Raw genomic sequence first — 19,999 nt, forward strand, 5'->3', positions numbered from 1 at the left:
CATGACGGAACTCTTCATCGACGGCGCCTGGGTCGCAGGCTCGGGCCCCGTCTTCGCTTCGCGCAACCCCGGCACCGACGCCGTCGCCTGGCAGGGCGAGAGCGCGTCGGCGGCCGACGTCGACCGTGCGGTCGCGAGCGCACGTCGCGCGTTCGCCGGCTGGTCGGCGCTCGACTTCGAAGCGCGCTGCGAAATCGTCAAGCGCTTCGCCGCGTTGCTCACCGAGCGCAAGGAAGCGATCGCGACCGCGATCGGCCGCGAGACGGGCAAACCGCTGTGGGAAGCGCGCACCGAAGTCGCATCGATGACCGCGAAGGTCGGCATCTCGATCCAGGCGTATCAGGAACGCACCGGCGAGAAGCGTCAGGACATGGCCGACGGCGTCGCGGTGCTGCGTCACCGCCCGCACGGCGTCGTCGCGGTGTTCGGCCCGTACAACTTCCCCGGCCACTTGCCGAACGGTCATATCGTGCCGGCGCTGATCGCCGGCAACACGGTCGTGTTCAAGCCGTCGGAGCTTGCGCCGGGCGTCGCGCGCGCGACGGTCGAGGTGTGGCAGGAAGCCGGGTTGCCGGCCGGCGTGCTGAACCTCGTGCAGGGCGAGAAGGACACCGGCATCGCGCTCGCGAACCATCGGCAGATCGACGGGCTGTTCTTCACCGGCAGTTCCGATACGGGCACGCTGCTGCACAAGCAGTTCGGCGGCCGTCCGGAGATCGTGCTCGCGCTCGAGATGGGCGGCAACAACCCGCTCGTGATCGGCGAAGTCGAGGACATCGACGCGGCCGTGCATCACACGATCCAGTCGGCGTTCCTGTCGGCCGGCCAGCGCTGCACGTGCGCGCGCCGCATCTTCGTGCCGCAGGGCGCGTTCGGCGACCGCTTCCTCGCGCGCTTCGCAGACGTCACGTCGAAGATCACCGCCGACGTGTTCGACGCCGATCCGCAGCCGTTCATGGGCGCGGTGATCTCGGCACGCGCGGCCGCGAAGCTGGTCGATGCGCAGGCGCGCCTGGTCGAGCAGGGCGCGAAGCCGATCGTCGCGATGACACAGCGCGATCCGCGCCTCGGCTTCGTGAATGCGGCGATCGTCGACGTGACGGGCGTCGCGAACCTGCCCGACGAAGAGCATTTCGGCCCGCTCGCGCAGGTCGTCCGCTACGCGACGTTCGATGAGGCGATCGAACGCGCGAACGACACGGCGTTCGGCCTGTCCGCCGGCCTCTTGGCCGACGACGCGAAGGTATGGGAGCACTTCCGCCGCACGATCCGCGCCGGGATCGTCAACTGGAACCGGCCGACCAATGGCGCATCGTCCGCCGCGCCGTTCGGCGGCACGGGCCGCTCGGGCAACCATCGCCCGAGTGCGTACTACGCGGCCGACTATTGCGCGTACCCGATGGCGTCGGTGGAAAGCACGCAACTGACTTTGCCCGCGAGCCTGTCGCCGGGCCTGCATTTCTGATCGAGGGAACGACGATGAACGCACAAGAAGCCAATTTCGACGGGCTCGTCGGCCCGACCCACAACTACGCCGGGCTGTCGTTCGGCAACGTGGCGTCGCTCAACAACGAGAAGTCGGCCGCGAACCCGAAGGCCGCCGCGAAGCAGGGGCTGCGCAAGATGAAGCAGCTCGCGGATCTCGGTTTCGCGCAAGGCGTGCTGCCGCCGCAGGAGCGGCCGTCGCTGCGCCTGTTGCGCGAGCTCGGCTTCTCCGGCAAGGACGCGGACGTGATCGCGAAGGCCGCGAAGCAGGCGCCCGAATTGCTCGCCGCGGCGAGCTCGGCGTCGGCGATGTGGACCGCGAACGCGGCCACCGTCAGCCCGTCGGCGGATACCAGCGACGGCCGCGTGCACTTCACGCCGGCGAACCTGTGCAGCAAGCTGCATCGCGCGATCGAGCACGAAGCGACGCGCCGCACGCTGTCGACGCTGTTCGCGGACCCCACGCACTTCGCGGTGCACGAAGCGCTGACCGGCACGCCGGCGCTCGGCGACGAAGGCGCGGCGAACCATACGCGCTTCTGCGCCGAATACGGCAAGCCGGGCATCGAATTCTTCGTGTACGGCCGCGCCGAATACCGTCGCGGCCCCGAGCCGAAGCGCTTCCCGGCACGTCAGACCTTCGAGGCGAGCCGCGCGGTCGCGCATCGCCACGGGCTCGCAGAGGAAGCGACGGTGTACGCGCAGCAGGACCCGGACGTGATCGACGCGGGCGTGTTCCACAACGACGTGATCTCGGTCGGCAACCGCGACACGCTGTTCACGCACGAACGCGCGTTCGTCAACAAGCAGGCGATCTACGACACGCTGACCGCCGCGCTCGACGCGCGCGGTGCGCGCCTGAACGTGATCGAGGTGCCCGACGCGGCGGTGAGCGTGAACGACGCGGTGACGTCCTACCTGTTCAACAGCCAGCTGTTGTCGCGCGCGGATGGTTCGCAGGTGCTCGTCGTGCCGCAGGAATGCCGCGAGAACGCGCGGGTCGCCGCCTATCTCGACCAGCTGGCGGCCGGCAACGGCCCGATTCACGACGTGCTCGTGTTCGACCTGCGCGAAAGCATGAAGAATGGCGGCGGCCCGGCGTGCCTGCGCCTGCGCGTCGTGCTGAACGACGCCGAGCGCGCGGCCGTCACGTCGAACGTGTGGATCAACGACACGCTGTTCGCGTCGCTCGACGCGTGGATCGACAAGCACTATCGTGACCGCCTCGCACCGGAAGACCTCGCCGATCCGGCGCTGCTCGACGAGTCGCGTACGGCGCTCGACGAGCTTACGCAGATCCTGCGCGTCGGTTCGCTGTATGACTTCCAGCGCTGAGGCACGGATGCCGGCCGCCGCGTTGCTCGACGATTTTCTGGCGTTCACGCTCGCTGGTGACGCGCCGGCCGAACGGGACGGCGTCTGCGCGGGCGGCGCGGTGCGCTGGCAATGGCTCGGCGACGGGCTGCTCGCGTTCGAGCCGGCGGCGACCGACGCCGCGGCGCGCGCGAGCGTGCTCGTGTCGGCCGGCGTGCATGGCGACGAGACCGCGCCGATCGAGCTGCTGTCGATGCTCGCGCGCGACCTCGTGGCGGGTGCGCTGCCGCTCGCGTGCCGGCTGCTCGTCGTGCTCGGCAACGTGCCGGCGATGCGCGCGGGCGAACGCTATCTCGACGATGACCTGAACCGCCTGTTCAGCGGCCGTCACGCGCAGGTGCCCGCGAGTCGCGAAGCGCCGCGCGCCGCGCAGCTCGAAGCGGCGGCATCCGCGTTCTTCGGGGCGGCGCCGGCGGGCAGCGCACGCTGGCATATCGACATGCACACGGCGATTCGCGCATCGGTGTTCGAACAGTTCGCGCTGCTGCCGCACACGGGCACGCCGCCCACGCGCGCGATGGTCGAATGGCTCGGCGATGCACGCATCGCGGCCGTGCTGCTGCATACGGCGAAGGGCAACACGTATTCGCATTTCACGGCCGAGCATTGCGGCGCGCTCGCGTGCACGCTGGAGCTCGGCAAGGTGCGTCCGTTCGGCCAGAACGACCTGACGCGCTTCGCGCCGGCCGACCGCGCGGTGCGCAAGCTCGTGTCGGGTGGGCGGGCGGAAGGCGGTGCCACGTTGCCGCGCGTGTTCACCGTCATCGACCAGATCACGAAGCAGAGCGACGCGCTCGAGCTGTTCGTCGCGGCCGACGTCGCGAACTTCACCGCGTTCACGCGCGGCACGGTGCTCGCGCAGGACGGCGACTACCGCTACACGGTGAAGCACGACGAGGAACGCATCGTGTTTCCGAACCCGACCGTGAAGCCCGGCCTGCGCGCGGGCCTGCTCGTCGTCGATACGACGCGCGACACGCTGGCCGCACTCGTCTGATCAGGGTGCGATCGTGCGGGCTGCGGCGACTCGCAGTCCGCGCATCGTCTCGCGGTCCCTTCATTTTTTTGCGATAACACCCGCCCGCCGCACGGCCGGCGCACGCGCCACGCTTGCGTATTTGCGACACCGTCTTGCGAGTTCGACGGGGCGCGTGGCGGCTCCCGGACGCGCAGCGCAGCATTGCATATCGGTGGCCGCTTTGCCATATCGGGCCGCGCGGATTGGTACAATCGCGGCCTTGCGGCTGTTGCGCCGCATCACGGCGCGGCATCGGCATTGTCGGTGTCATCCGACCCTGCAATGATGCATGCGCCCGTAGTTCCGGAACATTCGAGTATCGAGGAGAACACCTGATGAAGTTGGATTGGCGTAAAGTGGCCGCGCATGCGGTGGTGGCGGCATCGGCGATGGCGGCAGGCAGCGCGTTTGCCGCGGATCTGAAGGAGATCCGGTTCGGCGTCGAGGCCTCGTACGCACCGTTCGAATACAAGACGCCCGACGGCAAGCTGACCGGCTTCGACATCGACATCGGCAACGCGGTGTGCGCGAAGCTGAAGACCAAGTGCGTGTGGGTCGAGAACGACTTCGACGGCCTGATCCCGGCGCTGCAGGCGCGCAAGTTCGACGCGATCAACTCGGACATGACGATCACCGAGCAGCGCAAGCACGCGATCGCATTCACCGATCCGATCTACACGATTCCGAACCAGCTGATCGCGAAGCAGGGCAGCGGCCTGCTGCCGACCCCGCAATCGCTGAAGGGCAAGCGCGTCGGCGTGCTGCAGGGCACGATCCAGGAAGCGTATGCAAAGAAGAAGTGGGCGCCGGCCGGTGTTGAAGTCGTGCCGTACCAGACGCAGGATCTGGCGTACGCCGACCTGAAGTCGGGCCGTCTCGACGCGACCTTCCAGGATTCGGAAGCCGGCTCGAAGGGCTTCCTGACGAAGCCGCAAGGCCAGGGCTTCGCGTTCGCGGGCGGCACGGTCAGCGACACCGAGATCCTCGGCTCGGGCGTCGGCTTCGGCCTGCGCAAGAACGACGCGGCACTGAAGACCGCGCTCGATCAGGCGCTGAAGGAACTGAAGGCCGACGGCACGATCGACAACCTCGCGAAGAAGTACTTCAGCGTGCCCGTCACGCTCAAGTAAGCGCATCGCTCGAGCGCACGCTGTTGCAAAGAAAACCCGGCCGCTGATGCGGCCGGGTTTTTCTTTTGGGGAGCGAAAACGCCGGACGCGCGCCGGCCGTCAGCCTGGCTGCGCGGGAAAGAACCGCCCCAGCTCGCGCGCGAGTTCGTTGAGCACGGCCATCTCCTGCTGCGAGATCTTGCGTGCGGGTTGCGCGCCGGCCCAGTCGCCGTACAGCAGCGCGACACTCGTCGTGCCGACGCGCACGGGCAGCAGCACGAATGCGCGCGTGTCGTCGAACGCGTCGAGATACCACGCGGGCAGGCGCTTCATCATCTTTGGCTCCTGCGCCTGCTCGATGAAGATGCCGACCGAGTTCGAGATCGCGAGATGAAACACGTCCGGCTCGAAGCGTTCGTCGAAGCGCAGCCGGTCGAGCGCCGTGTCGACGCCGGGGCCGAAGCCCAGGCGCGCGGCGAACGTACCGTCGTCGTGACGCACGAACATCACGGTGCGCGTGAAGGCGAGGCCGGCCAGCAGGCTTTCCGACGCGAGCGCGAGCACCGGCGTCAGCACGTGCTCGGACGGCAGCGCGCGCAGGTCGGCCAGACCGGCTTCGAGGCAGGCCTCGGGCGCGGCCTGCGCGCGTGCGATCGCATCGGCGTTCGCGCGCAGCTCGACGATCTCGCGCATCACGGTGTCGCTCGCTTCCTCGCGCGCGAGCCGTTCGGCGATCTCGACGAGCGCGTCGGATTCCATGTCGAGCTCCGCGCCGTAGTGCTGCGCGAGCGCCGCGATGCGCGCGTCGCGCTGCGGGCTCGCGGGCATGACGAGCGCGCCGGCGACGTCGGTCGAGCAGCGGCTCACCGCGCGCAGCCAGCGGATGCGGTCGGCCGGGCCGTCGTCTGCCGCCGGGCCCGCGTGGCGGGCGTCGCCGTCGTCGTCGAACGCGTCGGCGTGCGCCGCGTGATCTCCGTTGGCCATCCCCGCGCGGATCACGTCGGGCAGCCGCCAGCGCGCGGCGGCTTCGAGACCGATCTCGTCGAAGCCGACGCCGAGCACGTCGACGCAGGCGGCCGATTCGTCGCCGTTCAACTCGGCCGCGCGGCGGCGGATGTGATCCCATTCGTTGTCGAGATAGCAGACCACCAGCAGCTTGCCGACCTGGCGCATCAGCGTGCAGACGACGGCTTCCTCGCCCGAGCGCAGTTCGGCGCGCTCGGTGAGCTTGCGCGCGACGCAGCCGGACAGCAGCGCGCGGTTCAGTGCCAGCTTCGCGTCGATGCGCCGCGGCGTGCTCTGATGGAAATGGTCGACGAGCTTCAACCCGACGACGAGATGGCCGACGGCGTCCATGCCGAGCACCATCAGTGCGCGGGTCACGGTGGTGATGTTGCCGCCGAACGCCATGTACATCGCGGAGTTCGCGAGCCGCAGCACTTTCTGCGTGAGCGCGAAGTCCGACAGCACGACGCGCACGAGCGCGGTGAAGTCGAGGTCGTCGTTCTTCATCGCGGCCATCGTCGCGCGCAGCGATTCCGACAGCAGCGGGAAATCGCCCCGTTCGTTCATCCGGGCCCACAGCTTGTCGAGCAGCGCGGTGCGGGGCAGGTATTCGGTGGTTGACATACGGATCTGTTCGGTTCGCCGCGCGCGTCAGGCGGCGGCGTGCAGGTGCAGCTGCTGCGCCTCGAAGCGCCGCGCGAGCTCCTCGGACGGCAGCGCCTGGCAGACGAGCCAGCCCTGGATGTGATTGCAGCCCATCTCCGACAGCAGCGCGCGCTGCGCCTCGGTCTCGACGCCTTCGGCAACGAGCTCGAGATCCAGTGTCTGCGCGAGGCCGACCACCGCGGACACGATCGCGCGGTCGTTGCGCGACGTCAGCAGGTTCTCGACGAAACTGCGGTCGATCTTCAGCTTCGCGAGCGGGAAACGCTGCAGATAGGCGAGGCTCGAATAGCCGGTGCCGAAATCGTCGATCGCGAAGCGGATGCCGAGACCGGTCAGTTCCTCGAGCAGGATTTTCGCGTGCGCGGGATCGTGCATCAGCAGGCTTTCGGTGATTTCGAGCACGATGCGGCGCGGGTCGATGCCGGTCAGCGCGATCGCCTCGCGCACGCTCTGCGTGAAGCGCGGGTCGCGGAACTGCTGCGGCGACACGTTGACCGCCACGTATTGCAGCGCGAGCCCCTGGCCGTCCCACGCGACGAGCTGCATGCACGCGGCCTTGAGCACCCAGTTGCCGAGGTAGTTGATCAGGCCGATCGATTCGGCGAGCGGGATGAAGGTGGCCGGCGGCACGAGGCCGTGCACCGGATGGCGCCAGCGGATCAGTGCCTCGACGCCGACCACCGCGCCCGACTGGCTGCGCGTGATCGGCTGGAAATGGAGCGAAAACTCGCCGTTGCGCACGCCGTCGTACAGATCCGCCTCGAGCTTGAGCCGTTCGGCGTCGGCCGGATCGTCGACGGGCGCATGGAACGCGAGCGCGTTGCCGCCCGATGCCTTCGCCTGCGCGAGCGCGTGGTCGGCGCGGCGCAGCAGCGGGCTGTGATGCTGCGCCCGGTGCGGTGCGGCACGTTCGTCGGGATAGAGCGCGATGCCGATGCTCGCGGACAGGTGCACGGTCTGCCCCTGGAATACATAGGGCTCGCGCACCGCGGCCTGCAGCCGGCGCGCGAGCGCATCGGCGGCATGGCTCGCCTGCGCGCGGTCCGCTGCGCCCAGCACGACCGCGAACTTGTCGCTCGCGACGCGCGCGAGCCGCTCGTTCGGCGTGACGAGCGCCTTCAGCCGCTGCGCGGTCTCGCGCAGCAGCATGTCGCCGGCGTCGTAGCCGAGCGCGCGGTTGATCCGCTGGTAGTCGTCGAGGTCGAGCAGCAGCAGCGCCGCGCAGGTGCCGTCCTCGTCGGCCGTCTGCTGCGCGGCCATCAGCGCCGGCACGAGCGCGGACAGGTTGTCGAGCCCCGTCATCGGGTCGTGGTGCATTTCGTACGTCAGGCGAGCCTCGAGCGCGCGCCACGACGACACGTCGAACGCCGCGATCGCGAAGCCGTCGACGCCGTGGTGGCGGCTCTTGAACGCGCGGATCTCGACGTCCAGCGGGTAGGTGAGCGACTTGACGATGCACATCGTCGCCTTCTCGACCTGGCTGGAACGGGCGGCGCGTGCAAGCAGGCCTTCGAGCGCCGGGGTATCCTGTTCGGCGATCAGGTCGCGCAGCGTCAGCGTATGCAGATAGTCGCGGTGGTAGCCGATGAAGCGCAGGCTGGCGTCGGACACGTACAGAAAGCGCAGCTCGCGGTCGACGTGGGCGAGGAAATCCACCGTGCCGACCGTCTGTTCCAGCCAGTTGCGCACGGAGTCGTCGCGGCGCGGCGCGACGGCGCGCGCGGGCATCAGCGCGCCGCCCGACCGAGCGAAGCGTCGCAGCGTATGCAAGGCGCTGCGCCAGGAGCCCTTGCGTGACGTCTGTTTCCTGTTGGCTTCCATGTTTCTCGCTGACGTGAAGGGCTGGAACCGGTTGTCCGGAAGGAATAACGGCAGACTGTCAGAAATCTTTAACGGGCCGGCCGCGGGCGGCGCTGCCGCAGTCCGGATCAACGAGGCAGGCGTTCGACAGGCGAACACCTGAATGGCCTGCATCGAGGCCGACTTTATAAGAAATGAGGACGCAGATGAAGCGAAAACTGTTGCTGGGCGCCATGGCGGCGCTGGTGGCCGGCCATGCGCTGCTGGCGCAGGCGGAACTGAGGCCGGGCGCCGCGGCGCCCGATTTCACGACGCAGGCGTCGCTGGGCGGCAAGACTTACACGTACTCGCTCGCGGACGCACTGAAGCAGGGGCCGGTCGTGCTGTATTTCTATCCGGCTGCGTTCACGAAGGGCTGCACGATCGAGGCGCATGCGTTCGCGGACGCGGTCGACCGTTACAAGGCTTACGGCGCGACGGTGATCGGCGTGTCGGCCGACAACATCGACACGCTGACGAAGTTCTCGGTGAGCGAGTGCCGCAGCAAGTTCCCGGTGGCGGCCGACCCGGACGCGAAGATCATCCGCGAATACGACGCGAAGCTGCCGGCGCTCGACCGGGCCAACCGCGTGTCCTATGTGATTTCGCCGGAAGGGAAGGTTCTCTACGAATACACGAGCCTGTCGCCCGACAAGCACGTCGAGAACACGCTCGCCGCCGTGAAGGCGTGGGCCGACGCGCATCCGAAGCAGTAAGCGGCTGCCCCGCACGTGAAAACGGCCCGTCGTGCGGGCCGCGGGCACGGGCATGCGCCGCCCTTCCGGGAGGCGCGCGACGGGCCGTTACGCGCGCAATGCCTGTTCGATCGGCACGCTGCCGCCGACGAAGCCGACGATCTTGCGCGAGATGCCGAGCTTGATCGCCTCGATCGCGGCCCATGCAACATCCTGGCGCGAGACGGGCGGCGCGGGCTCGAGCCACCGGTCGGTCAGCGCGATCTTGCCGACGCCCGGATCGTCCGTGAGCGGGCCCGGGCGCAGGATCACATAGTCGACGCCCGACGCGATCACGCGCTCGTCGCCTTCGCGCTTCATCTGCGAATAGTGGTGCAGCGCGTCCGGGCCCTGCTCGGGCCGGTACGCGGACAGCGAGCTGACCACCACGAGCTTCTGCGTGTTGTAGGCCAGCGCGTAGTCGGCCGCGCGGGCGACCGCGTCGCGGTCGACCTGCTCCTCTTCGGTCGCACCGTCCGATTCCGCCGAGCCTGCCGTGTAGATCACGTGCGTGATGCCCTGGAACGCGTGCGAGAAATCGTTCGTCAGATCGGCCTCGACGACCCGTGCGCCCGCCAGCGCATAGCCGTGCCGGCGCACGAGCGCCGTGACCTCGAACTCCGGCTGCTTCAGCAGCAGATCCGCGCAGGCCTGGCCCGTCCGGCCGGTCGCGCCAATCAGCAGTACCTTCGTCGTCATGAAACCGCTCCTTGCTCGATGCGTCATCCATCCAGATAGGGACGGACGACCGATAACTCAAGTGTAATGTCGAATCGACCCGGCGGCGGGGGTGTAATAAGGGGCGTACCGGCATCGGGCGTACCGGCGTTCATTCATCAGTTGCTCCGAGAAACCTCGTCCTTCAGGACGGGGAGGAAAGGAGCGCCGCTGTTTGACAGCGGCATTCCACCGTTAAAATGGCCGGCATGATCCTTGTCTATCGCTACCGGGTGAAATCGCTCAACGGACTGCTCAACAAGCAGAGCCGCGCGGTGAACTACGTCTGGAACTTCTGCAACGACACGCAGAAGCACGCGCTCAAGTGGGGCAAGAAGTGGCCGACGGGATTCGACCTGAACGTGCTGACGACCGGCAGCAGCAAGGCGCTCGGCATCCACTCCGGCACGATTAACGCGACGTGTGAGCAATATGCGAACTCGCGCAGTCAGCACCGTCGGCCCTACCTGCGCTATCGCGGCAGGAAATCGCTGGGCTGGGTGCCGCTGAAGGGCCGTGACCTGAAGCGCGAAGGTGACGCGTTCCGTTTCGCCGGCAACACGTTTCGCGTGTTCAACAGCCGACCGCTTCCCGAAGGCAAGATCAAGGATGGAATCAACTTTGCGCAGGATGCACGCGGCAACTGGTTTCTCAACATCGTGATCGAGATGCCGGATGTGCACGCCCGCCCGATCCGTTCCGGCGTCGGCGTCGATCTTGGCCTGAAAGACTTCGCCACACTTTCGACCGGCGAGAAGCTGCCCAATGACCAGTTCGGCCGACGAGCGGCGGAAAAGCTGGCGAAAGCGCAGCGAGCACGAAAGCACAAGCGACATATCGCGAAGCTGCACGCAAAGGTCGCGAATGCGCGTGCCGATTTCCAGCACAAGCTCGCGCTCGATCTGGTGCGGCGCTTCGATTACATCGCGGTCGGCAACGTGTCGGCCGCAAAACTTGCCAGAACCAGGATGGCAAAGAGCGTCTACGACGCATCCTGGTCGTCCTTCCGAAACAAGCTCCGCTATAAAGCGATCGCGCACGGGGCCACGTTCGAGGAAGTCGACGAAAGCGGTTCGACCCAGTCCTGTTCGGCGTGCGGATCGAAAGACAGCACGACGCGGCCGAAAGGTATCGCGGGACTGAGAATAAGAGAGTGGGTCTGCAGTGACTGTGGTGTCTTGCATGATCGAGATACCAACGCTGCGTTGAACATTCTCCGATGCGGACGTGCATCGCCAGGTGTGGGAACCCTCTCCCTTTAGGGAGAGGAGGACGTCAATCACACGGATGCGGGAATGACGCGCCGACCGGCTATCATGTGCGCGATGCATTTTTCGCCGCTACGTGTGAATAACGCGGCGGCCCACCGGTTGGAGTACACATGGCATTACCCCTGGACAACGTCAGCATGGCCGTGTTCTGCGACTTCGAGAACGTCGCGCTCGGCGTGCGCGATGCGAAGTACGAGAAATTCGACATCAAGCCCGTGCTGGAGCGCCTGCTGCTGAAAGGCAGCATCGTCGTGAAGAAGGCCTATTGCGACTGGGATCGCTACAAGGGCTTCAAGGCGTCGATGCACGAGGCGAGCTTCGAGCTGATCGAGATCCCGCACGTGCGCCAGTCGGGCAAGAATTCGGCCGACATCCGGCTCGTCGTCGACGCGCTCGACCTCTGCTACACGAAGTCGCACGTCGATACGTTCGTGATCATCAGCGGCGATTCGGATTTCTCGCCGCTCGTGTCGAAGCTGCGCGAGAACGCGAAGAAGGTGATCGGCGTCGGCGTGAAGAAATCGACGTCGGATCTGCTGGTCGCGAACTGCGACGAATTCATCTTCTACGACGACCTGGTGCGCGAGCAGCAGCGTGCGCTCGCGAAGCGCGAACAGCAGCAGCGCGCGGGCAACGGCGGCGCGAAGCGGCCGGACGAGCCGTCGCGCAAGCACGACATGGATGCGCGCAAGGCCGAGGCGATCGCGCTGGCGGTCGAGACGTTCGACGCGCTCGCGTCGGAGCGCGACGACGTCGGCAAGATCTGGGCGTCGGTGCTCAAGAGCGCGATCAAGCGCCGCAAGCCGGATTTCAACGAGTCGTACTACGGGTTCCGCGCGTTCGGCAACCTGCTCGACGAGGCGCAGGCGCGCGGGCTGCTCGAAGTGGGGCGCGACGACAAGTCGGGCGCGTTCGTGTCGCGGGCTCGCCAGTCGGCCGCAGCCGAGCACGTTGCCGCAGGGGGTGAAGGCGGCGCGGCGCACCACGGCGGCCACCACGGTACGCGCGCGGCGGAGGCGGTGCCGGCCGGCCGCGAGGCGCGCCGTCGCGGGCAGCGCGCGCAAGCCGTCGTCCACGAAAGTGTGCAGGTCGAGGCGGATGACGCGGAAGACGCGGAGTTTGCCGAGCTCGCCGATGCGACGCCGGCCGAAACACCCGACGCACCCGACACGCCCGACGTGGCCGAAGCGCATGGCGACGCGAAGGATGGCCGCAAGCGTGCGCGCAAGAGCGCGGCGAAGAAGACCGGCGCGAAGAAGGGCGCGGCCGCGAAGGGCACCGGTCGCCCCGCGGCCGGCAAGCCGGACGCCGCTGCGCAGGGCGATGCGGCGCACGGTGGCGATGCGCACGCGCCCGGCCAGCGTGGGGACGAGTCGCATCGCGACGCAGCGCATGACGAGCGGCACGCGGTGGCGCCAGCCGAACCGGCGCCTCGCGCTTCCGGCGCTCGGGACGAGGCAGTGCAATCGTCGCACGACGTGGCGCCGCTCGACGCGACGCCCGAAGGCGCTGCCGAAGCGCCGGCCGCCGCCAAGCCGAAGAAACCGGCCCGCAAGGCGGCACCGCGGGCGCGCCGTCCGCGCAAGACGACGGCTGCCGCCGAGTAACCGGGTAACGGTAGCTGGCAGTTGGCGACAGTCTGACGATCGGCCGGGTCTCGTCCGCAACCGGGCGACACCCGCGCCGCGCCATCCGGGCCGGCGCAATGCCGGCCTGCCGCGCTACCCGTTCAGCCCATACGGCTGAGTCATCACTTCGAGGAAGTGACCGTCCGGATCGTCGAAGTACACGCCGCGTCCGTCGTTGTGGCGGTAGATGTCGCCGGGTTGCCGCTTCGCCGGATCGGCCCAGTGCGGCAGCCCGCGTTCGCGAATGCGCGCGAGCACGCGATCGAAGCCGGCTTCGTCGATCAGGAACGCGTAATGCTGCGACCGGATCTCGCCCGCCTGTTCGTAAAAATCGAGCGACACACCATTGTCGAGCGCGACGACCAGCATCGCGCCGAACGGCGTCGGCGGCGGCAATTCCAGCAGTTCGGTGAGAAAGCGGCTCGACGCATGCTTGTCGCGGCACCAGACGATCGTGTGGTTGAGCTGGACGTTCATGGCGGGTTCCCGTGCGGCGGGGCGGCGGTGGGCATGGACACACGATAGCCGATTGCGGCTGGCAATCAAGCCCGGCAATCAAGCGCAAAAGAAAGCGCAAAAGACGGCCGCCGAAAGAAACACTAACGCTCGGCGCTGTCCAGGAAATCCGGGCGGTTCATTCACGCCCCCCCAAGGGTCGGGATAATGTCCAACTCTTGGGGGGGGCAACTCGGAAGGGCAGCCGCGTTCGTCACTCGCCCGCGACCGCCGGCCCGCCAGTATTGCCGCGGCGGTTGCGGCGCTTCTCGGCCCACACGCGGAACCGGTCCATGTACAGGTAGACGACCGGCGTCGTATAGAGCGTCAGCACCTGCGACATGACGAGGCCGCCGGCGATCGCGATCCCGAGCGGCGCGCGCAATTCGGCGCCGTCGCCGTTGCCGAACGCGAGCGGCAGCGCGCCGAGCAGCGCCGCCATCGTCGTCATCATGATCGGGCGGAAGCGCAGCAGGCACGCCTCGTGGATCGCGTCGAACGACGACTTCCCGTGATTGCGCGTCTGGTCGATCGCGAAGTCGACCATCATGATCGCGTTCTTCTTCACGATGCCGATCAGCAGGATCACGCCGATCAGCGCGATGATGCTGAACTCCGTCTTGAACAGCAGCAGCGCGAGCAGCGCGCCGACGCCGGCCGACGGCAGCGTCGACAGGATCGTGATCGGGTGGATGTAGCTCTCGTACAGGATGCCGAGCACGATGTAGACGGCCAGCAGCGCGGCGAGGATCAGGATCGGCTGATCGTTCATCGACTGCTGGAACGCCTGCGCGGTGCCCTGGAAGCTGCCGACGATCGTCGGCGGGACGCCGATCTGCGCCATCGTCTGATAGATGATCTGTGTCGCCTGCGACAGCGACACGCCCGGCGGCAAGTTGAACGAGATCGTGGTCGCGACGAACAGCCCCTGGTGGTTGACCGACAGCGGCGTCGTGCTCGGCCCGAACGTCGCGATCGCCGACAGCGGGATCATCGTCGACTTCGAGGTCGACACCGACGCGCCCGACGACGCGCTCGACTTGCCGCTCGCCGCGATCGAATTGAGCGCCTGGTTGCGCGCGGAATCGGACGCGATCGCCGCGGCGCTCTGCGCGGCCGTGCCGGCGCTCGACGTGCCGGCCGAGGTCGCGACGAAGGTGCCGGCGGCTGCGTTGGTGGTCTGCGAGCCGTTCGCGCTGCCCCCCGACGTGCTGATCCACACCTGGTTCAGCATCTCCGGGCTCTGCCAGTACTTCGGCGCGACTTCCATCACGACGTGGTACTGGTTCAGCGGGTTGTAGATCGTCGAGACCTGGCGCTGGCCGAACGCGTCGTACAGCGTGTTGTCGATCTGCGCGGGCTTGATGCCGAACCGCGCGGCGGTGGCGCGGTCGATCGTCACCATCGCCTCGAGACCGCCTTGCTGCTGGTCGGAGTTCACGTCGGTCAGTTCGGGGCGCTTCTGCAGCGCCTCGGTCAGGATCGGCCCCCACTTGTACAGGTCGGCGCTCGAATCGCCGAGCAGCGTGAACTGGTACTGCGCGTTGCTCTGCCGGCCGCCGACGCGGATGTCCTGCGCCGCCTGCAGGAACGTGCGCGCGCCCGCCACGTCCGCCAGCCGCGGGCGCAACTGCTGGATCACCTGATCGGCCGACAGCTTGCGCTCGGTGCGGTCCTTCAGCGTGACGAACATGAAGCCCGAGTTGGTCTGCGTGCCGCCGGTGAAGCCCGCGACGCTCTTCACGTTCGGGTTGCTTTGCACGATGCGCATCATCTCGGAGAATTTCAGCTTCATCGCCTGGAACGACGTCGACTGGTCGGCCTGGATGCCGCCGATCATCAGCCCGGTGTCCTGCTGCGGAAAGAAGCCCTTCGGCACGACGATATACAGGTAGACGTTCAGCCCGATCGTCGCGAACAGCGTCAGCAGGATCAGGAGCGGCCGGCGCAGCGCCCACGACAGCGAGCGCTCGTAGCCGCGCTGCATGCGCGCGAAACCGCGTTCGAGGAAGCGCCCGAAGCGGCCCTCGCTTTGCGGGTCGTGCTGTTCGGGCAGCAGGCGCGCGCACATCATCGGCGTGACCGTGAGCGACACCGCGAGCGACACGGCGATCGCGAGCGACAGCGTCAGCGCGAACTCGCGGAACAGGCGCCCGACGATTCCGCCCATCAGCAGGATCGGCAGGAACACCGCGACGAGCGAGATGCTCATCGACAGCACCGTGAAGCCGACTTCGCGCGCGCCGTCGAACGCGGCCTGCATCCGCGGCTTGCCGTTCTCGATGTGCCGCGAGATGTTCTCGAGCACGACGATCGCATCGTCGACGACGAAGCCGGTCGCGACGATCAGCGCCATCAGCGACAGGTTGTCGATCGAGAAGCCGAGCAGATACATCGCGCCGAACGTGCCGACGATCGAGATCGGCACCGCGACGCTCGGGATCAGCGTCGCGCGCCAGTTGCGCAGGAACAGGAACACGACCATCACGACGAGGCTGACCGCGATCAGCAGCGTGTGTTCGGTGTCCCGCAGCGACGCGCGGATGGTAGTCGAGCGGTCGAGCACCGGCGTGACCGTGATGTCGGCGGGCAGCGACGCGGTGAGCTGCGGCAGCGCCGCGCGCACGCGGTCGATCGTCTCGATGATGTTCGCGCCGGGCGAGCGGTAGAGGATCACGAGCACCGCGCGCTTGCCGTTCGACAGGCCGAGGTTGCGCAGATCCTCGACCGAATCGACGACGTCCGACAGATCGGACAGCCGCACGGCCGAGCCGTTGCGGTAGGCGACGACGAGGTCGCGGTATTGCGACGCCTGGGACGCCTGGTCGTTCGTATAGAGCTGGAAACGCTGCGGGCCGAACTCGATCGCGCCCTTCGGCGCATTGGCGTTCGCGGAAGCCAGCGCCGCGCGCACGTCCTCGAGGCCGATCCCGTAGTGGAACAGCGACTGCGGCTCGAGCTCGACGCGCACGGCCGGGTTCGCGGAGCCGCTCACGGTGACCTGGCCGATTCCGTCGATCTGCGACAGCGACTGCTGCAGCACCGTCGACGCGGCGTCGTACACCTTCGCGGGCGACGCCGTCTCCGAGGTCAGCGACACGACCATGATCGGCGAATCGGCCGGGTTGACCTTGCGGTAGGTCGGATTGCTCTTCAGCGCGGCGGGCAGGTCGGCGCGCGCCGCGTTGATCGCGGCCTGCACGTCGCGCGCGGCGCCGTCGATGTCGCGGTTCAGGCCGAACTGCAGGATGATCCGCGCATTGCCGACGGTGCTCGTCGACGTCATTTCGGAGACGTCCGCGATCGAGCCGAGGTGCCGCTCCAGCGGGCTCGTCACGCTGGTCGCGACCGTTTCCGGGCTCGCGCCCGGCAGCGACGCCTGCACCGAGATCGTCGGAAAGTCGACCTGCGGCAGCGGCGACACCGGCAGCTTGATGAACGCGAACAGGCCCGCGAGCGCGACGCCGAGCGCGAGCAGCGTCGTCGCGACGGGGCGGGTGATGAAGGGGCGCGACAGGTTCATCGGTTATGCACCCGTGTGCTTGCCTGCATCGGCGCCCGGCCCGTGCCGCTCGAACCAGCCGCGTACGCGGCGCGCGAGCGAATCGAAGCCGAGGTAGATCACGGGTGTCGTGAACAGCGTCAGCACCTGCGACACGATCAGGCCGCCGGCGATCGCGATCCCGAGCGGCTGGCGCAGCTCGGAGCCCGCGCCGGAGCCGACGATCAGCGGCACCGCGCCGAGCAGTGCGGCGAGCGTCGTCATCAGGATCGGCCGGAAGCGCAGCAGGCAGGCCTGATAGATCGCCTCGCGCGGCGGCTTGCCTTCGACGCGTTCGGCCTCGAGCGCGAAGTCGATCATCATGATCGCGTTCTTCTTCACGATGCCGATCAGCAGCACGATGCCGATGATCCCGATGATGTCGAGGTCGTGCCCGGTGATCATCAGCGCGAGCAGCGCGCCGACGCCGGCCGACGGCAGCGTCGACAGGATCGTGATCGGGTGGATGTAGCTCTCGTACAGCACGCCGAGCACGATGTACATCGTGACGATCGCCGCGAGGATCAGGAACAGCTGGTTCGACAGCGACGCCTGGAACGCGAGCGCCGCGCCCTGGAAGCGCGTCTGGAACGAGCCGGGCAGCCCGATGTCCTTCTGGGCGGCCTCGATCGCCTTGACGGCCTCGCCGAGCGATGCGCCCGGTGCGAGGTTGAACGAGATCGTCGTCGACGGGAACTGCGACAGGTGCGCGACCAGCAGCGGCGACGGCCGCTCGTGGAACGACGCGATCGACGTCAGCGGCACCTGGCCGCCGCCGGCCGACGGCAGGTAGATGTCGTTCAGCGATTGCGCGTAGTGCTGCTCCTTCGGCTCCGATTCGAGAATCACGCGGTACTGGTTCGACTGCGTGAAGATGGTCGACACGATGCGCTGGCCGAACGCGTCGTACAGCGCGTTGTCGACGGTCGCCGGCGTGATGCCGAAACGCGCGGCGCTCGCGCGGTCGATCTCGATGTACACCGATTGGCCGTTGCTCTGCAGGTCGGTCGCGACGTCGGCGAGCGACGGCTCCTGCTGCAGCCGCGCGACGAGTTTCGGCACCCAGGTCGCGAACTCTTCCGAGTTCGGGCTCGTCAGCATGAACTGGTACTGCGTCGGGCTGACCGTCGAGTCGATCGTCAGATCCTGCACCGGCTGCATGAACAGCGAAATGCCGGTGATGTTCGACACGCGCTGCTGCAGGTCGCGGATGATCTGCGCGGCGGTTTCGGCGCGTTCGTCGCGCGCCTTCAGGTTGATCAGCATCCGGCCGCTGTTCAGCGTGATGTTGCTGCCGTCGACGCCGATGAACGACGTGAGGCTGTCGACGTTCGGGTCCTTCAGGATCGCGGCCGCGAGCGTCTGCTGGCGTTCGGCCATCGCGCCGTACGAGATCGACTGCGGCGCCTGCGTGATCGCCTGGATCACGCCGGTGTCCTGCGCGGGAAAGAAGCCCTTAGGCACGTAGACATAGAGCAGGGCGGTCAGCCCGAGCGTCAGCAGCGCGACGACGAGCGTCGAGCGCTGGCGATTCAGCACCCATTCGAGCGCGACCGCGTAGCGCGCGATCACCCAGTCGATCGCACGGTGCACGCGCGCCTCGAAGCGGTGGCTCTCGGGCGGCGGCGAGTGGCGCAGCAGCTTCGCGCACATCATCGGCACGAGCGTGAGCGACACGATCGCCGAGATCACGATCGTCACCGCGAGCGTGATCGCGAATTCATGGAAGAGGCGCCCGACCACGTCGCCCATGAACAGCAGCGGGATCAGCACCGCGATCAACGACACCGTCAGCGAGATGATCGTGAAGCCGATCTGCCGCGAGCCCTTCAGCGCGGCCTCGAGCCCCGATTCGCCTTCCTCGACGTAGCGCGCGATGTTCTCGATCATCACGATCGCGTCGTCGACGACGAAGCCGGTCGCGATGGTGAGCGCCATCAGCGACAGGTTGTTCAGCGAGAAGCCGGCCATGTACATCACCGCGAGCGTGCCGATCAGCGACAGCGGCACCGACAGGCTCGGGATGATCGTCGCGTAGACGTTCGCGAGGAACAGGTACATCACCAGCACGACGAGCGCGACCGCGAGCAGCAGCTCGAACTGCACGTCGCGCACGGCCGCGCGGATCATCGTCGTGCGATCGGTGACGATCTCGACGTCGAGCGCGGCCGGCAGCGTTTCCTGCAGCTTTGGCAACTGCGCCTTGATCGCGTCGACGGTCGCGATCACGTTCGCGCCCGGCTGGCGCTGCACGTTCAGGATGATCGCCGGATCCGAATTCACCCACGCGCCGAGCTTGGTGTTCTCCGAGCCGGCGACGACCGTCGCGACGTCGGTCAGCATCACCGGGCGGCCGTTCTTGTACGCGACGACCGCGCTGTTGTACTGGTCGGCGCTCGTCAACTGGTCGTTCGCGTTGATCGTGTACGCACGCGTCGGACCGTCGAAGTTGCCCTTCGGCGTGTTGACGTTCAGGTTCGAGATCGTCGTGCGCAGGTCGTCGAGGTTCATCCCGTACTTCGCGAGCGCGGTGGGGTTCGCCTGAATTCGCACCGCCGGGCGGTTGCCGCCCGACAGGCTGACGAGGCCGACGCCCGCGATCTGCGAGATCTTCATCGCGAGGCGCGTGTCGGCGAGATCCTGCACCTGCGTGAGCGGCAGCGTCTTCGACTTGACGGCGAGCGTCAGCACCGGCGCATCGGCCGGGTTCACCTTCGCGTAGATCGGCGGAGCGGGCAGGTCGGACGGCAGCAGGTTGCCGGCCGCGTTGATCGCGGCCTGCACCTCCTGTTCGGCGATGTCGAGCGGCAGGTCGAGCGAAAACTGCAGCGTGATCACCGATGCGCCGGCCGAGCTTTGCGATGACATCTGGTTCAGCGACGGCATCTGCCCGAACTGGCGTTCGAGCGGCGCGGTGACCGACGACGTCATCACTTCCGGGCTCGCGCCAGGGTAGAAGGTCTGGACCTGGATCGTCGGGTAGTCGACCTCGGGCAGCGCGGCGAGCGGCAGGAAGCGCAGCGCGACGAGGCCGGCCAGCATGATCGCCGCCATCAGGAGAGCGGTGCCGACCGGCCGGAGAATGAAGAGGCGGGATGGATTCATCGAGCGGCCCGC

General features: G+C 67.6%; 13 protein-coding genes. 7 read left to right on the top strand and 6 right to left on the bottom strand.

Going from position 1 to position 19,999, the window contains the following annotated elements:
- Position 1 precedes the first annotated feature (1 nt).
- From astD to SY91_RS08415, 4 genes are all read left to right on the top strand, one after another.
- Positions 2-1,465, top strand: a complete 1,464-nt coding sequence (gene astD, locus SY91_RS08400; protein ID WP_023475423.1) for a succinylglutamate-semialdehyde dehydrogenase — start codon at positions 2-4, stop codon at positions 1,463-1,465.
- Positions 1,466-1,479: 14 nt separating this feature from the next.
- Positions 1,480-2,820, top strand: coding sequence for an N-succinylarginine dihydrolase (astB, locus tag SY91_RS08405; protein WP_011544989.1), 1,341 nt, complete (start codon positions 1,480-1,482; stop codon positions 2,818-2,820).
- A gap of 7 nt (positions 2,821-2,827) precedes the next feature.
- Positions 2,828-3,856: a succinylglutamate desuccinylase gene (gene astE, locus SY91_RS08410; RefSeq protein ID WP_023475422.1), complete on the top strand. Its 1,029-nt coding sequence runs from the start codon at positions 2,828-2,830 to the stop codon at positions 3,854-3,856.
- A 356-nt stretch (positions 3,857-4,212) separates the two neighbouring features.
- A complete protein-coding gene (locus tag SY91_RS08415) occupies positions 4,213-5,007 on the top strand; it encodes an ABC transporter substrate-binding protein (protein ID WP_011544992.1) in 795 nt (264 codons plus the stop codon).
- Positions 5,008-5,106: 99 nt separating this feature from the next.
- Here SY91_RS08415 and SY91_RS08420 read toward each other — a convergent pair whose 3' ends face one another.
- Both SY91_RS08420 and cdpA read right to left on the bottom strand, forming a co-directional pair.
- On the bottom strand, positions 5,107-6,615 hold the full coding sequence (locus SY91_RS08420; RefSeq protein ID WP_023475421.1) for an HDOD domain-containing protein: 1,509 nt from the start codon (positions 6,613-6,615) through the stop codon (positions 5,107-5,109).
- A gap of 27 nt (positions 6,616-6,642) precedes the next feature.
- Positions 6,643-8,385, bottom strand: coding sequence for a putative bifunctional diguanylate cyclase/phosphodiesterase (gene cdpA / locus SY91_RS08425; RefSeq protein ID WP_221622646.1), 1,743 nt, complete (start codon positions 8,383-8,385; stop codon positions 6,643-6,645).
- A 278-nt stretch (positions 8,386-8,663) separates the two neighbouring features.
- Between cdpA and SY91_RS08430 the strand changes: the two genes are divergently transcribed.
- A complete protein-coding gene (locus SY91_RS08430) occupies positions 8,664-9,212 on the top strand; it encodes a peroxiredoxin (RefSeq protein ID WP_011544995.1) in 549 nt (182 codons plus the stop codon).
- An 87-nt stretch (positions 9,213-9,299) separates the two neighbouring features.
- Here the strand turns inward: SY91_RS08430 and SY91_RS08435 are convergent, their stop codons facing one another.
- Positions 9,300-9,929 (bottom strand): SDR family oxidoreductase, encoded by a 630-nt coding sequence (locus tag SY91_RS08435; protein WP_006476432.1) that lies wholly within the window; start codon positions 9,927-9,929, stop codon positions 9,300-9,302.
- Between the two features lie 227 nt (positions 9,930-10,156).
- Here SY91_RS08435 and SY91_RS08440 point away from each other — a divergent pair, with 227 nt between their 5' ends.
- Positions 10,157-11,209 (top strand): RNA-guided endonuclease TnpB family protein, encoded by a 1,053-nt coding sequence (locus SY91_RS08440; protein ID WP_185921146.1) that lies wholly within the window; start codon positions 10,157-10,159, stop codon positions 11,207-11,209.
- A gap of 119 nt (positions 11,210-11,328) precedes the next feature.
- Positions 11,329-12,825 (top strand): NYN domain-containing protein, encoded by a 1,497-nt coding sequence (locus SY91_RS08445; RefSeq protein ID WP_185920807.1) that lies wholly within the window; start codon positions 11,329-11,331, stop codon positions 12,823-12,825.
- Between the two features lie 114 nt (positions 12,826-12,939).
- Here SY91_RS08445 and SY91_RS08450 read toward each other — a convergent pair whose 3' ends face one another.
- The 3 genes from SY91_RS08450 to SY91_RS08460 form a co-directional block, all read right to left on the bottom strand.
- The gene (locus SY91_RS08450) at positions 12,940-13,323 is read right to left on the bottom strand and encodes a VOC family protein (RefSeq protein ID WP_011544998.1); all 384 of its coding nucleotides are present in this window, start codon (positions 13,321-13,323) and stop codon (positions 12,940-12,942) included.
- A gap of 232 nt (positions 13,324-13,555) precedes the next feature.
- Positions 13,556-16,864, bottom strand: a complete 3,309-nt coding sequence (locus SY91_RS08455) for an efflux RND transporter permease subunit (protein ID WP_023477756.1) — start codon at positions 16,862-16,864, stop codon at positions 13,556-13,558.
- Positions 16,865-16,867: 3 nt separating this feature from the next.
- Positions 16,868-19,987: an MdtB/MuxB family multidrug efflux RND transporter permease subunit gene (locus SY91_RS08460; protein WP_043888559.1), complete on the bottom strand. Its 3,120-nt coding sequence runs from the start codon at positions 19,985-19,987 to the stop codon at positions 16,868-16,870.
- Between the last annotated feature and the right edge of the window lie 12 nt (positions 19,988-19,999).

The organism is Burkholderia cenocepacia, assembly GCF_014211915.1.
Lineage (GTDB): Bacteria > Pseudomonadota > Gammaproteobacteria > Burkholderiales > Burkholderiaceae > Burkholderia > Burkholderia orbicola.